Here is a 14,414-nt window from a genome sequence, read left to right as displayed (position 1 = left end):
AAGGGCGAACGCACGCGCCAGTCGCAGCTTTTTGACACGTTAGACGCGTTCGCTGGGACAGGTCCACAATGTGGGGCATCGCGCGAAAATCAGACGTCGGGTTAAAAGCGTTTTGCATCAACGGTTTGCACCGACGTTGCTCAGGTTATCCACAAGCTTGTCCAGTGCGGATGTGGATAAAATCGAACCGCGCCTTTTCATTGCAACCGTTTCGGGAGCCGGCAACCCATGAATGTTATTTCCTGTTCCCAAACCGCGACGCGGCCCGGCCGCCGATTCGCCGTTGCCGTGCTTGCGTTGATTTGCGTGGTCGCTCATGCGGAAACGCAGTGTCCGGGTTACGTCGAAACCGGCGCCGGCAGCGCGTTCGATCTGGCTGGCATCATCAAGGACACCGGGTCGCCGCAACTTGCGCTGGATCGGGTGCGCAAAGCGGTATCGAAAATCGATGCGGGCGGCGGCTGCTCGATATTCGCCAACACTCGCGCGTGTGAGGAAACGCTCAACCTTGCGCATAAGGCAATCGACGCGTTGCAGACGTGTTCATCGACGTCGGCGCCGAAAGGCACATCGCACGGTTGAGAAAATCGCGGACGAAAAAAAACGCGCCGCCAAAACTGGCGGCGCGTTTCGATGCCTCAACAGCCCTTAAAACGATCAGCGATCCAAGAAAGGACGTAGCTTGTCCGCGCGGCTCGGATGCATGAGCTTGCGCATTGCCTTGCTTTCAATCTGGCGAATACGCTCGCGCGTCACATCGAACTGCTTGCCCAATTCTTCGAGCGTGTAGTCGGACGCCGTATCGATACCAAAGCGCATGCGCAGAACCTTCGCTTCGCGCGGCGAAAGCGCGTTGAGCGCATCGTCGATTGCGGCGCGCATATTCGCGTGCACGGCCGCATCCGCCGGCGATGCCGCGCCTTGGTCCTCGATCATGTCACCGAGCGTCGCGTCGGCATCTTCACCGACCGGCGTTTCGAGCGACACAGGTTGCTTCGCAATCTTCAGGATGCCGCGAATCTTCTCTTCCGGCATTTCCATGCGTTCCGCGAGCACCGACGGATGCGCTTCCTGTCCCGTCTGCTGCAGGATTTCACGCGAAATGCGGTTCAGCTTGTTGATCGTTTCGATCATGTGAACCGGCACGCGAATCGTGCGCGCCTGATCGGCAAGCGAACGCGTCACAGCCTGACGAACCCACCAGGTTGCATACGTCGAAAACTTCCAGCCACGACGATATTCGAACTTGTCCACTGCCTTCATCAAGCCGATATTGCCTTCCTGAATCAAGTCGAGAAACTGCATGCCGCGGTTGACGTACTTCTTCGCAATCGAAATCACGAGACGCAGATTTGCCTCGATCATTTCACGCTTAGCCTGACGCATTTTCAACTCGGCAGCCGTCATCTGACGATTGATCTGCTTGAGCTGCTTGAGCGGCAATGCAACACGCGCTTCGATGTCGATGAGCTTTTGCTGTTCAGCCTGAATGGCCGGCAAACTGCGCTCGAGCGACGCGCCGTATTGACGCGAAGCCGCCGCAGTGCGCGCCGTCCATTCGAGATCGGTCTCGTTGCCCGGGAACGATTCGACGAACTTGTCGCGCGGCATGCCGCAACGATCTACCGCGATTTGCAGCACGCGACGCTCGATCTCGCGAACTTGCGCAACCTGCTGCTGGACGTCCGCGCACAAACGGTCGATGGTCTTCGCCGTGAAGCGAATGGAACCGAGCTCGCGTTGAATCTCCGCGCGTGCCCGTTCGACGGCCTTCGAAGCCGCGGCGCCTGAACTCTTCGGACTGCTTGCTTGCTCGGCAAGGTCGCTCACGCGCGCGAAAACTTCCAGGCAATCCGCTTTGAGTTGCTTCAAACGCGCTTCATTCGATGCAGCGGAATCGCCGCCTTCGAGGTCGTCTTCGGAATCTTCATCGTCGCCGGATTCTTCGGTGTCCGTATCAATCTCGGAAGTGTCCGATGTATCGGATGCCGAAATATCTTCTTCTACCGTATCGTCTTCCTTCAGACCGTCGACGAGTTCGTCGATCTTGATCTCACCCGATTCGACCTGAGCCGCGTCCGCAAGAATAGTGGCGACCGTGGACGGGCACGCAGCGATGGCCTGAATCATTTCATGCAAGCCATCTTCAATGCGCTTCGCAATGGCGATTTCGCCAGCGCGCGTCAACAGTTCGGTTGCACCCATTTCACGCATATACATGCGAACGGGGTCCGTCGTGCGGCCGAACTCGGAATCGACGGTTTGCAGCGCGTTCTCGGCTTCTTCTTCCGACTGTTCATCGGCGACGACAGCAGGCGCGTTATCGCTCAAAAGCAGTGTTTCAGCATCGGGCGCTTGCTCATACACCGCGACGCCCATGTCGTTGAACGTGCTAACGATGGTTTCCATCGCCGCAGTTTGCGCGAAGTTGTCAGGCAAGTGGTCATTGATTTCGGCGTGGGTCAAATACCCCCGCTCCTTGCCCAACTGAATGAGCGCGCGCATTTGGCGCTGACGCTCCTCTTCCTGCTCCGCCGTCGTGGGGACATCGGGCTGCATCGTGCCGGTCTGGCCCTTACCCTTCCCTGCCCGTCGACCCGCGGACCTGCGCGCCGGCGCGACAATATCCAGCTCCGAATCTTCCCGATCAAAACTTGCCATACTTTCTCCTCGACAGGTTTGCTCGACGATGACAGGTCCGTGCGCGAGCAAAAAGGCTCGCTGACTTTGGTAAGCATTCGGCGCACGCTTTTCGTTGCCGAGACTGCTGACTCTATATGGACGGGTGGCTGAAAATCGCTTCGAGCAAAATGCACAGTCCCGTCTAGTTCGACGTACTGCACCTTCCATTCGCCCTAGCGGGCGCAACCTTAGACTATATCAGCATTCGTTACGATGTGGGCTGTTTTTTCAATATGCCAGCTTGGGCTTCAATATAGCCAGTGTCGGCGACAAGGCTCGAGATTCGCGTACGCGCTGGCACTTGTTCGATGCTCGCCTTTTCGATGACGGACGCACTGTTCAACGCTCTTGGCAGTCCATTTAGCCCTTCGGCCTGTTTAGCAAGTATGAGCAACTTCAGCGCTTTCAAGCGCGACTGCGCCGCGTGCGAGCAAGTCGACGTCTTTAGGTCATGCGTGTCATCGATTTGAGATTTAGAGCGCGAACCTTGCGCTGGCGGCGCATCAGATCTGTGCGGAACGATCTTCCCGGCTTTGATGGCCGCGAGGAGGTCGGTCGCCCAGGCGCCTGCCCTAGTGCGGGAGTGTCGCTCGTTGCGATGATGCGTGGTGACGGATTTTGCGTCCTCAGAAACGAGGAATGTTCTTGCTCCGTCATGGCTCACAAAAGATTGACCGGCAAGTTCGGCAGAGGCTCTTTGCAGTTCGATGTCGCGAGCAATTTGAGTTTGCGTCTCAACGTGTCCTTCGTGAATGGTCCGCACGCGGTATGCAAAGTCGACGGGGGCACGAAGTAGTGCCCGAAGATAGCTGATCGGATGCTTCGCCCGTTGGAGGTGTTTCCAGGAGGCTTCGACTACATCGGACAGACGCTTTGCGTGTTCAGACGCTTCGCGCATGAGCCGGAAGATCAGGAAATGACGAAAGCCCAGACCGCGCAGGCGTTCGAGGTCCGCGGGGAGCTTTCCTGGTTGTCTCTTTTGATTAGTAGGGTATAGATCCTTATATATAGTGCCGTCTGCCACCGTGGCAGACGGCGAGGCCAAGGAAGAAGGTTGCTCGCGGTTTGATTTCGGCTCGTTTAAATTTTGAGCCTGAGTTGTCGTATCGCTACCTGGCTCAACAAGACCCAGAAGCGTAACGATCTTTGGGGTGAGATGTAGATAGGCACGTCCGAACAGCCCAGCGGCGCCGTAGCGAGTCTGCGGAGGGCGTGCAATCAAGCCTTCCTTCTCCAGATCCTCAAGGCTTCGATAGAACGTACGCATAGACTGCATTGCGCGGCCGGTTAGCAATTCACGGCGAGCGAAGATTGCCGCGTAGGGACGACGTGCGTCGACAGTGCGAGCCAGAGCGGCGAGTAGGGCTCGAGCGCGGGCAGGCAGTGCGGCGAGATGATTCGCTCGGTGAGCGGCTCGAAAGATGACCCAGGGAAGATTGGACCGATCGCAAGCGTAATCATCGAGCGCTTGTTGGTCCGCAAAGTTCTCGGATAATTCGTGGTTTTCGAGGCGAGAAAAGTCCTCGCCTGCAACGGAAAGTTGCGCGATATGCATGTCAAGTACATCCATTTTTGAAAATGGAGGACAAACGCTTGACTGCCGATCGCGATCCGCTAAACTTCGATCTGTGTACTTCGTGACCCGATTGGCGTCGGGAAGCGGACCGGGCGAGCAGCAGTTGAGCCCGAATTCAAAAGCCTTCGGTTGGCGCCGAAGGCTTTTGTCTTTTTAACGCAAATTACTTACATCGTTGCCTCGCGTTTATATTTTCAAGTGATTGATTATTAACGAGTTTCTAGTAGGCTCATCGGTTGGCGCCATCTGAGCTACAAGTAACTCGTTGATTTAAAAGTAAAATCTAGTAGAGCCTCAGCTTCTTTCGGTTTCGGTCAACGTCTTGTTGATGAAGTCTGCAATTCGTTGCCCCCATTGCTCGGCGTCACCTGCGTCGTTCTCGAAGAATCGAACTCCGACTACGCCGTTCCTCGTTGAGACCTCGCAGACCTTTCTCCGTCCCGCACGAACGACAGTAGTACTAGGTGCGATCGCCTTAGGCTTCTCCGCCGCCAGCGCCACTGCTTTGTCTTGCGTAAAATTTTCGTCATCAATCAATCGGCGAATTGCTTCAACGACTTTTTCCGCTTTGCCTGCCTCAGTTAAAGCGGCGAGCTTTTGCGCAGCATTGCTGCCGAGTCTTTCCGGCTTTTCCGCAAGCGCCGCTTTCGCAGCCTCTGGCAGAGCGTCGAACGAAAAAATGCGGGTAACGTGGCTTTTGCTAAGTCCCGCGCTCTCCGAAATTTCGGTGCGCGAAAGCCCGCTCAGCTCCTGCAGGCGTTTGAAATTCCAATACTTCTCGAAGTCGGTCAGAGAAGGTGAAAGCAGGTTCGAGAAGAACGCCGCAAATTCAATTTCACCTTCTTCGATCGACGCCACGTTAGCGCGGATAGTGTTGCGACCAAGCTCGCGATATGCGGCCACACGGTTGTGACCAGCCACGATTTCATAACGCCCATCGGTAAGCGTGCGCACCAAAATTGGCGTTGCAAGAGCGTGCTGGGAAAGGTTGCTCTTCAGTTCCTGGAACTGTTCGCTGGTCAGCTTCCGCCGCCGCCCGCTGACCTCGATCAGCGCGTCAAGCGGTACTTCCAAGGCGGCTCGCTCTTCGAGCTGCGTTTCCAATTCTTTGATGCGCGCCTGCGCCGTGTTGATGCGATGCTGCGCGTCCATCAACCTTCCGGGTGACGTCCGCGCCTCCGTGCTCGTGGCACGCGGCTGATTTGGCTCGGCCGCCTTGGTTCCAATGTTTGCCGTCTTTGCCAGCAGTCTGTCGCCGATACCCATTTAAGCCTCCGATTGATTCCAGGCGCGGACGAACTGCGCGTCGAGATGTTCGGCGAGCCGATCGAGCGGCTCTTTGAACCGGTTGTACGCGGCAGTGCTTCCATCGGGCTTCGACAAGTCATAGACCGTGGACAGCTGAGCAGAAGCGCCCTTCGGTACCGTCGACTCGGGAATCTCAAACGGAAGGACGCGATCGCCATAAGCCTTCTGAAGCCAGCCGCGCACGACGCGCGACACATCGTCGGACTTTGCCTTGGTCAGAATCACATTGACGAAGTCGAAGCGCTTCTGTTCGAGCACGCCGGGCAGCTTCTTCGCGATGTCCGCGAATAGATGCCAGAATTGAGTCGAGCTGGCAAAGTCGAGTGCTTCGGGCGGGCAGGGCAGCAAGATTGCGTCGGAGGCGAGCAGAGCGTTGATCGTGAGGTAACTAAGCGCAGGCGGCGTGTCTATGACAACGGCGTCATACTCCGCCGTTAGCGGCAACAGGCCTTTGCGCAAAATCTCCCAAAACTCGAACGTGCTGTCGTTGAGAACCTTGGCAGGAATCTCGAACTCGGCGTCAAACAAGGACGATGACGCTGGGACGAGATCCAGGTTGTGCCAATAGGTCTCCTGCACCGCGTAGTGCAGCGTTTGCTGATCGCCGTATATAAGTGGAAGGAGCGTCTGATCGTCGGAGATCTCCGCATCCGGTGCCCAGCCGCAAAGCTGCGTAGTCGTGCCTTGCGGGTCGCAATCGATTACCAGCACGCGCCGGCCGAGCAGAGTGAGCGCTTGGGCGGCGGATACTGCAGTGGTGGTTTTCGCAACACCACCCTTGAAGTTCGCGACAGTAACGATACGTCCGCGTTTACCCTCGGGTCTTCGCGCTCGCTCCTTGGTCGCCCGAATCCACGTCAACGTTTCTTCAAGCGTGAACTCCTTGCTCCGGCCGGCGCCTTTCGACGTTCCAGCGGGAAGTTCACCCTTGGTCGTGAGGTACTGAAACCGCTGCTTATCGACTCCGCAAAGCGAGGCCACCTGAGCACTCGTGAAAGTCGGCGCGCTTTTGCGGGGATACGGCTCCAGCATTGCGTCGCGGATCTGATTAAGAATGTCAGTGGCTTGGGCGGCCACTCCCAAGAGCGTCTCGATTGAGACGGATTGATCGACTTCGGGAAGCCGAGCGCTTAGCATTGAATTCGCGGTCACTGGCGGGCCTAAGTAAGCTATAGATTCTTCGGTTTGTGGAAAACATGCTGCAAACCGAAGAATAAACGGCCAACCGGTAAACCTCAAGTAAACTCTGAAGTTGTTTTATCCCGAAATCGGGCGTTTTTACAACACGACGTTTACTTGACGGGCAGCGAATCAGTCGACAAGGGCCCTTGAGCGGCGAATGTTGCCCTCCGAATCAATCGTTCGACGCCTAGTAGTTTGGACGAATCCTGATTTTCCAGGTAAACCTTCGTCGTCGAAAGTTTCGAATGACCCAAGTTAGCGCTGACCTCCGGTAACGCAGCGCCGTGCGTCAGCGCATGAACGGAGTGCGTGTGTCGAATCCAATGAGTGCTGGCCTGTGCGAGGCGCTTGCCGGAGCCGGGAACATAACCCTCGGCGAGAGCGGCCGCATTTGCGAACACCCGCTTGAACAGTTTGCCGATGCCATCCGGCCCAAGTGCATTGCCGCCGCGAGTCTGCGCGAGAATCGGCGTGCCTTCTGGACAGGCCAAGGGATCAGACAAACCGCGAAGCGCCAGATTTTCGATCAGCGCTTCCGCAACGGCCGGCGGCAAAAACACTGTTCTTGGTTCGCCGCGCTGACGCGCGACGCGTACTCGCCAGATCGGACCGGCAACGCCGGAAAGCCGTCCGACCGATAGCGCTTCCGTAGTCGCTGCGGCTAGTTCTCCCCGACGCATGCCGGTGGCATACGCCAAAAGCAGCGCCAAGCGGTCACGATGCTCGGCGAAACCATAGACATCGCGCGATACCGACTGCAGCACAATCTGCCACTGATCCGTATCGAGTGAGCGGTCCACGGCGTCGAAGACCGGCGGCTCGGCCACACGCGTCTGTGCAATAAATGGGTTTGTCGCCAGATACCCCTGCGCCTCTAGCCACGCGCCCATCGCGCTTAAAATTGCGCGCGCGGATTCCCGGCTTCGATCAGAAAGTGGCCCGGCAAAAGGCCGCCAGCTCGAAAGGCATCGATCGACGCGACCTTTTGCCACCCAGCGCGCGGAAGGCTGCGGATTCGGTAAAAAAGCCGTGATGTACTCGTTGCAGTCGGCCTCGTCTAAAGACGACATCGGCTTGTGTTTTTCCACCACGGCCCAGAGCAGCAACCGTTCTGCTTCCCGGCGATAAGCCCTTTGCGTGTGCGCGCTGGCCGTTCGCGCGGCGAGCCACGCGTGGATTGCCTGCAGATCCGTGCCAAATTCTGACGGCCGTCGATTCGTCCCCTTCGACCCATCAAGCGCAGCAGGAACTCGCAGCGCTTCGAGCGGGGCAATCCGAAGCGTCTCGTCCCGCGACCCGGTCCATTCAGAACCTCGTGCCGATGCGTCACTCGGCCAATCGCGCCGCGGCACAAGGGCCAACGGTGAAAAAGTATGGCGAAGCGCGTTCGCGTGAAGTTGCAGCCAGTCCACGATTCGCTGCGCGCCTTTCGGCCCGAGTCGCGGAACCACCGTGTACCAGCGGTGGCGCCGAGTTTCGATCAGCGAAACGACGTCCCCGACGGTGGAAAGCCCGACCGCCGCGAGCCGCGCGGTCACAGCCGGTTCGAACCAGCCGTCCAGCGGGTGATCCGGCCGTGGCTCTTGCGCGAGACTTGCCTCCATTCGCGAAAGCGCGTCGGTCTGCCGCCGTCGCAGCCGGAGATTGCGGGAAGCCCGCCGATCCAGCGCCGGTGTGGCGCCGGGTGGATATTCTTCCTCGTGGAGCGCTAGTAATTCGGCTTCGCTATAGACGCCGTCGGGGTCGATCCGCTCACGGTATTCATCGAGCGATGGCGTGTCTTGCGTCTGCGGCGGCTCGAAAAGCGGGATACTGCCCGGCCGCAACCGTAAGAGGTAAGCGGCGTCGGTATCGTGCGCGCGTCGGGCCAGCACGGAAAGCGTGTCGCGCAACGTGACGATAAGCCGACGCGTGGTGCGGACATCCGTACCGGCATCGCCATAAGACGCGTGAAGTTTTGCCTCGGAGACGCCATCTAAATAGCCGCGATACAGCGCAAAGTGTTGGCGAGTCAGGCGGCGCGTGAGCGAAAAGCGGGGCGTGTCCGCAGCCGGATTGGTTATACTCGCCGGGTTAGCTGTTGCCATCCTGCTTGATTTCCCTTTGTATTCAACAATTTGCGGGAAGGTTATCAACCAGCTTCGAATTTGACAAGGAAAATCGCACAGTCTGATAAGTGGATTAATCAGACTGTGCGATTCGAAGGCCGATGTCGAACGAACCGTCAGCTTGAATGTTCAATTCGCAAGGCGCATATTTCCAGCACGTTCATAGCGGACTTTCAGGAGAGACGTGCCGATGCGCGGACCCAGACGCCCCGAGTTGAAGCAATCGGGAGAGGACGACGCTCCCCGCCCGAGTCTTCCGGAGGTCTTCGCGTCGGTGCGCGTGCCGGTGGGCGGATGGTGGTTCAGGCGCTTTCTCGCTTTCGCCGGGCCAGGCTACATGATCTCGGTCGGCTATATGGATCCGGGCAACTGGGCGACGGACATCGCGGGGGGATCGCGCTTCGGCTATACACTGCTCGCCGTCATCCTTCTTTCCAATCTGATGGCGATTCTTCTGCAATCGCTTGCCGTGCGGCTCGGCGTGGCGACCGGCCGCGATCTGGCGCAGGCGTGCCGCGATCATTATTCGAAACCGGTGAATCTCGCACTTTGGCTCGCCTGTGAGGCGGCGATCATCGCGTGCGATCTGGCCGAAGTCATCGGCACGGCCATCGCGTTGAAGTTGCTGTTCGGTATTCCGTTGATCGCCGGTGCCCTCGTCACCGCGCTCGATGCTTTCCTGCTGCTCTTCCTGATCAACAAGGGTTTTCGCCTGCTCGAAGCGTTCGTCATCGTGTTGCTCGTCGTGATAGCAGGCTGCTTTGCCTTGCAGATCGCCGCAGCCGCGCCACCTTGGGGCGAGGTCATGCGCGGCTTCGTGCCATCGACGGAAATCGTGACGAATCGCGAAATGCTGTACGTGGCCATTGGCATCCTCGGCGCGACGGTCATGCCGCACAACCTGTATCTGCATTCTTCGGTGGTGCAGACGCGCGCGTTCGGCGATTCGATTCCCGCCCGCCGCGAGGCGATCCGTTTCGCGACCATCGACAGCACGATCGCGCTGACCCTCGCGCTCTTCGTCAACGCGGCGATCCTGATCGTGGCCGCCGCCGTGTTCCACGCGAAGGGCCATTTCGAAGTCGTCGAGATCGAGGAAGCGTTCCGGCTCTTGTCGCCGCTTTTGGGTTTCGGCATTGCATCGACCTTGTTCGCGGTCGCGCTGCTCGCGTCGGGCCTGAACTCGACCGTCACCGCGACGCTCGCCGGCCAAATCGTCATGGAAGGTTTTCTGCGACTGCGCATTCCGAACTGGGCGCGACGGCTCATCACGCGAGGTCTTGCTATCGTGCCGGTCGTTGTCGTTACCGCGCTGTATGGAGAGAAGGGCACGACGCATCTGCTCGTCCTGAGTCAGGTGATCCTGTCGATGCAATTGCCTTTTGCCGTCATCCCGCTCGTCCGATTCGTTTCGGACCGACGCAAATTGGGTGTCTTCGTCGTTTCGCGCTGGACCGCCGCGCTGGCGTGGCTGGTTGCGGCGGTGATCGTCGTGCTCAACGTGAAACTGCTCGTCGATACCTTTTTCGTTTGAACGCGCCACGTCCTCTATATAGATAGAACGGCCGAGTAGTCGAAATGGCTTAAGGACGGAGTGATGGCACAAAGCCTTTCAACGACCATCCATCAAAGACGAAGTCCCTGAAAACGCCGACGCGATAGATTCTTCAGCATGCTTTGCTTAAATGAAACCCGTGCACTAACCTGACCTTTGCACCGTGGTAGCAGGTGAGTCGGTCGTTGGCGTGCGTGCAACTCTCCGCATCCACGCCAGGAAAAACGAAACAGTCGGGGCGTCGGAAAAAACATGAACTGCTTGAGGCCCGCTGTTCACCTGACGCCGCTCGTTCGAGGGTTATCGCTCGCGTTCGGTGTCTTTTGTCTTTCGCGCGCGCTGCCGGCTCTGGGCGCATGTGATAACAACGCACCGCAATCCGGCGAGACGGCTACGTGCGATACCCGCGTGCCCAATCCCTCGACCTCGCCGGTCATCGCGGTTTCAGGCAGCGTCAACGTAACGATCGAAGTGTTGCCCGGCGCCGAACTCGATGTCGGTAGCAACAGCGGCATCCTCATCCGCGACACGAGCCTCGCAAGCAACGGCGGCACGCTGCGGATCAACGCTGGCGGCGCCAATGCCATGACAAGTCAAGGCATTGGCGCCGGACGAAATACGCTGCTGAACGGCGGCGCCGTCTTTACCACCGGCTCGGGCGCAGCGGGCATCTTCAACTCCGCTGCCGCGGTCACGATCCACAACGAATCGACGGGCGTCATCCGCACGAACGGTGCGAACGCCGCAGCGATGATCGACTCTCAAAGTTCGGGCAGCGGCACGCTGATCAATGACGGAGGCGTCGCCACGAGCGGCGCGAACTCGTACGGCATGGCCGCCGTGACGCATGGCGATTCCCTCGTGAACAACGGCACGATCACGACGACCGGTGCATTGGCGCACGGCGTCTTTGTCAACGCCAGTGCGGGCGGCAACGTCATCACGAACAATGGCGCGATCGACGTGTCGGGCGATGGCGCGCATGGCATCGCTTCGCTCGATGCCTCGCCAGGCGCAATCGCCAACACCGGCACGATCACCGCGCGCGGCGCTGGCGGAACGGGCGCCTCCATCACCGGGCGCGTGTCCTTCGTGAATGCGGCGGGCGCGAGCATCGTGAGTCAGCAGGCAAGCGGGATCGCAGCGAACGGCGGCGGCACGCTCGACAACGCCGGCTCGATTCAAGGCGCGACCGGCGTGACGATTGCCAACGGAGCCGAGACGATTAGCAACTCCGGGACGATTCGCGGCGACACCGGTGAGGCCGTCGTGGCGAACGGGCGCATCAACGTGTCGATCAGCAATACGGGCGTGATTGCCGGAAGCGCGGGCGTTGCCGTGCGCACCGATACCGGAAGCGACACGTTCAACATGAACGGCGGAACGGTCACGGGACAGGTCCGCCAGGGCGATGGCATCGACGCCTTCACGATGACGGCGGGCCAGCTCGATTCGCTCGATCAAGGCGATGGACGCGACACGCTCACGATGTCCGGAGGACGCATCGTCGGCGTGTTCGCGAATGGCGATGTTGCGCAAATCACGGGCGGGCGCATCGGCACAGCGGACCTGAACATCGGCAACAACGTCTTCACGATGTCCGGCGGACAAATCGACGGCAACGTCACCGCCGCCCAGAACGACGACACTTTCTCGCTTTCGGGCGGGACGATTGGCGGACGGGTCGATCTCGGCAGCGGCACGAACACGCTGACCATCACGGGCGGCACGATCGGTCAGGGCGTGACGACGACGAGCGGAGCGGACACGCTCGCTTGGAGCGGCGGCGCGATCAGCGGGCCCGTGTCGCTTGGCGCGGGCAACGACACTGCCACGATTCGCAATCTGACCGATGCGACATTCGCCGCGACGACGCGCATCGACGGCGGCGCGGGCATCGACGCTTTGACATTCGACAATTCGCAAGTGAGCGGGCTGAACCGCTTCGTCGGTTGGGAGACGATTACTGCATCGAATGCAACGCAACTCACGTTCGATGCAAACGGCCTGACGCTCGGCGATACCACGACCGGCGCCGGATTACTCAATCTCGATGCGGCGAGCACGATTTTGGCGGGCGGCATCGGGCGCGCGGCGCTCCAGCCCGCCGTCGTCGGACAACTCGTTACGCTGAACAACGCGGGAACGATCGACCTGACGAACGGCGGCGCGAGTACGAGCGATGCGTTCGTCGTGAATGGCAACTACACGGGCAACAACGGCCGGATGCTGGTGCAGAGCGTCGTAGGCGCGGACGGCGCGCCGAGCGACAGACTCGTGATTGCGCAAGGCGTGGGCGCCGGGACGACTTCGATTGGCGTAACTAACGTCGGCGGCGCTGGTGGGCTCACGGCGAACAACGGGATCCAGGTCGTGCAGGCAACCAGCGGCGCGACGACATCGGCGGGCGCGTTCACGCTGGCGCATCCGGTAGCGGCGGGCGCTTTCCAGTATTACCTGTTCAAGGGCGGTGTCAGTGATGGAACGGCTGACAACTGGTATCTGCGGTCGAGCGTGCCTCCGGCTCCGGTTACGCCCGCGACACCGACACCGGCACCGGCACCGGCACCGGCACCGACACCGACACCGACACCGACACCGACACCGACACCGACACCGACACCGACACCAACGCCAACGCCAACGCCAACGCCAACGCCAACGCCAACGCCAACGCCAACGCCAACGCCAACGCCAACGCCAACGCCGACGCCGACGCCGACGCCAACGCCAACGCCAACGCCAACGCCAACGCCGACGCCGACCCCGACGCCGACGCCGACGCCGACGCCAACGCCAACGCCAGCGCCAGCGCCAGCGCCAGCGCCATCGCCATCGCCAACGCCAACACCAACACCAACGCCAACACCAACACCAACGCCAACACCAACGCCAACGCCAACGCCGACACCGACACCGACACCGACACCGACACCGACACCGACACCGACACCGACACCGACACCAAACCCACCGACTCCAACCGCCGCCGCCGGAACACCACCGCTTCCGCCGCCGCCACCGCCAGGCGCGGCTCCGACGCCGCTTTATCGAACCGAAGTGCCCGTCTACACCGAAGTGCCGATCATCATGCGCGAACTGGCGATCCAGCAAATCGGCACATTCCACGAACGTCAGGGCGAGCAGTCATTGCTAGGCGAAACCGGCGCGCTGCCCGCCGCATGGGCGCGCGTCTGGGGCGGCCACGCGACGCTGCGCAACAGCGGCGCGGCGGACCCGGAATTCAGCGGTGGAATCGGTGGCGCGCAAGTTGGACACGATGTGTACGCCGATGCCAGCTCCACCGGTCATCGCAATCACTATGGCTTTTTCCTCGGCTTCGCGCGCGCAAGCGGCGACGTCAGCGGCTTCGCGCTCGGCTTCCCCAACTCAGCCGTGGGCCATCTCTCGGTCGATGCCTACAGCGCCGGCCTCTACTGGACGCACATCGGCCCCGGCGGCTGGTACACGGATGCCGTCGTGCTCGGCAGCACGCTCACCGCCGATCCGGTATCGAACCGCGGCGTCGGCGCCAGCACACACGGCACGACATTCGCCGCATCGTTCGAAGCAGGGCTGCCCATCGCGCTGCCCGCGGGCCTCGGCATCGAGCCGCAAGTGCAACTGATCTGGCAGCACGCGAGTCTCGACGATATCGATGACGGCATCTCGCACGTATCGTTCGATGAAGCGAGCGGTCTGATCGGGCGGCTCGGCCTACGTTTGTTCGGCAACTTCGATGCGGCCGGGACTTCGTGGCAGCCTTATTTGCGCGCGAACCTCTGGCGCTACTTCGGCGCCACCGATACCGTGACCTTCGCCGCATCGACCGTGATTCCGACGAGCGTATCCGCCACGACCGCGCAACTCGGTGCGGGTATCGTCGCGAAGGTGAGCGCACGCGGCAGCGCGTTCGCCAACGTGAATTACACGACGAATATCGGCGGCGCGCGTCGCAGCGCGATCGAAGGCGGTCTCGGCGTGCGGTGGAAGTGGTGAGCGC

At 60.2% G+C, this 14,414-nt stretch carries 8 protein-coding genes; 2 read left to right on the top strand and 6 right to left on the bottom strand.

Features of this window, described 5'->3' with window-relative positions; translation table 11 throughout:
• Nucleotides 1-117: 117 nt before the first annotated feature.
• From P9250_RS05340 to P9250_RS05315, 6 genes are all read right to left on the bottom strand, one after another.
• On the bottom strand, nucleotides 118-516 hold the full coding sequence (locus P9250_RS05340; protein ID WP_310391592.1) for a hypothetical protein: 399 nt from the start codon (nucleotides 514-516) through the stop codon (nucleotides 118-120).
• A gap of 141 nt (nucleotides 517-657) precedes the next feature.
• A complete protein-coding gene (gene rpoD, locus P9250_RS05335; RefSeq protein WP_250510867.1) occupies nucleotides 658-2,661 on the bottom strand; it encodes an RNA polymerase sigma factor RpoD in 2,004 nt (667 codons plus the stop codon).
• Nucleotides 2,662-2,890: 229 nt separating this feature from the next.
• Nucleotides 2,891-4,237: a replication protein O gene (locus tag P9250_RS05330; RefSeq protein ID WP_310391590.1), complete on the bottom strand. Its 1,347-nt coding sequence runs from the start codon at nucleotides 4,235-4,237 to the stop codon at nucleotides 2,891-2,893.
• A 315-nt stretch (nucleotides 4,238-4,552) separates the two neighbouring features.
• Nucleotides 4,553-5,524, bottom strand: coding sequence for a ParB/RepB/Spo0J family partition protein (locus P9250_RS05325; protein ID WP_310391588.1), 972 nt, complete (start codon nucleotides 5,522-5,524; stop codon nucleotides 4,553-4,555).
• Nucleotides 5,525-6,703 carry an AAA family ATPase gene (locus P9250_RS05320; protein WP_309848244.1) on the bottom strand — a complete coding sequence of 393 codons (1,179 nt, stop codon included), beginning with the start codon at nucleotides 6,701-6,703 and terminating at the stop codon, nucleotides 5,525-5,527.
• Between the two features lie 155 nt (nucleotides 6,704-6,858).
• Nucleotides 6,859-8,883 (bottom strand): phage integrase family protein, encoded by a 2,025-nt coding sequence (locus P9250_RS05315; RefSeq protein ID WP_310391586.1) that lies wholly within the window; start codon nucleotides 8,881-8,883, stop codon nucleotides 6,859-6,861.
• A gap of 163 nt (nucleotides 8,884-9,046) precedes the next feature.
• On the opposite strand from P9250_RS05315, the gene P9250_RS05310 reads away from it, so the two are divergent.
• Together P9250_RS05310 and P9250_RS05305 are read left to right on the top strand one after the other, a co-directional pair.
• Nucleotides 9,047-10,390 carry an Nramp family divalent metal transporter gene (locus P9250_RS05310; protein WP_310391584.1) on the top strand — a complete coding sequence of 448 codons (1,344 nt, stop codon included), beginning with the start codon at nucleotides 9,047-9,049 and terminating at the stop codon, nucleotides 10,388-10,390.
• A gap of 273 nt (nucleotides 10,391-10,663) precedes the next feature.
• Complete coding sequence (locus P9250_RS05305; protein WP_310391582.1) at nucleotides 10,664-14,410, top strand: autotransporter outer membrane beta-barrel domain-containing protein; 3,747 nt, start codon at nucleotides 10,664-10,666, stop codon at nucleotides 14,408-14,410.
• Nucleotides 14,411-14,414: the final 4 nt, after the last annotated feature.

It is taken from the genome of Caballeronia sp. LP006 (assembly GCF_031450995.1).
In the GTDB taxonomy this organism is placed as follows: domain Bacteria; phylum Pseudomonadota; class Gammaproteobacteria; order Burkholderiales; family Burkholderiaceae; genus Caballeronia.
The sequence above is the reverse complement of the archived record's forward strand: the minus strand, read 5'-3'. Positions and strand labels throughout refer to the sequence as shown.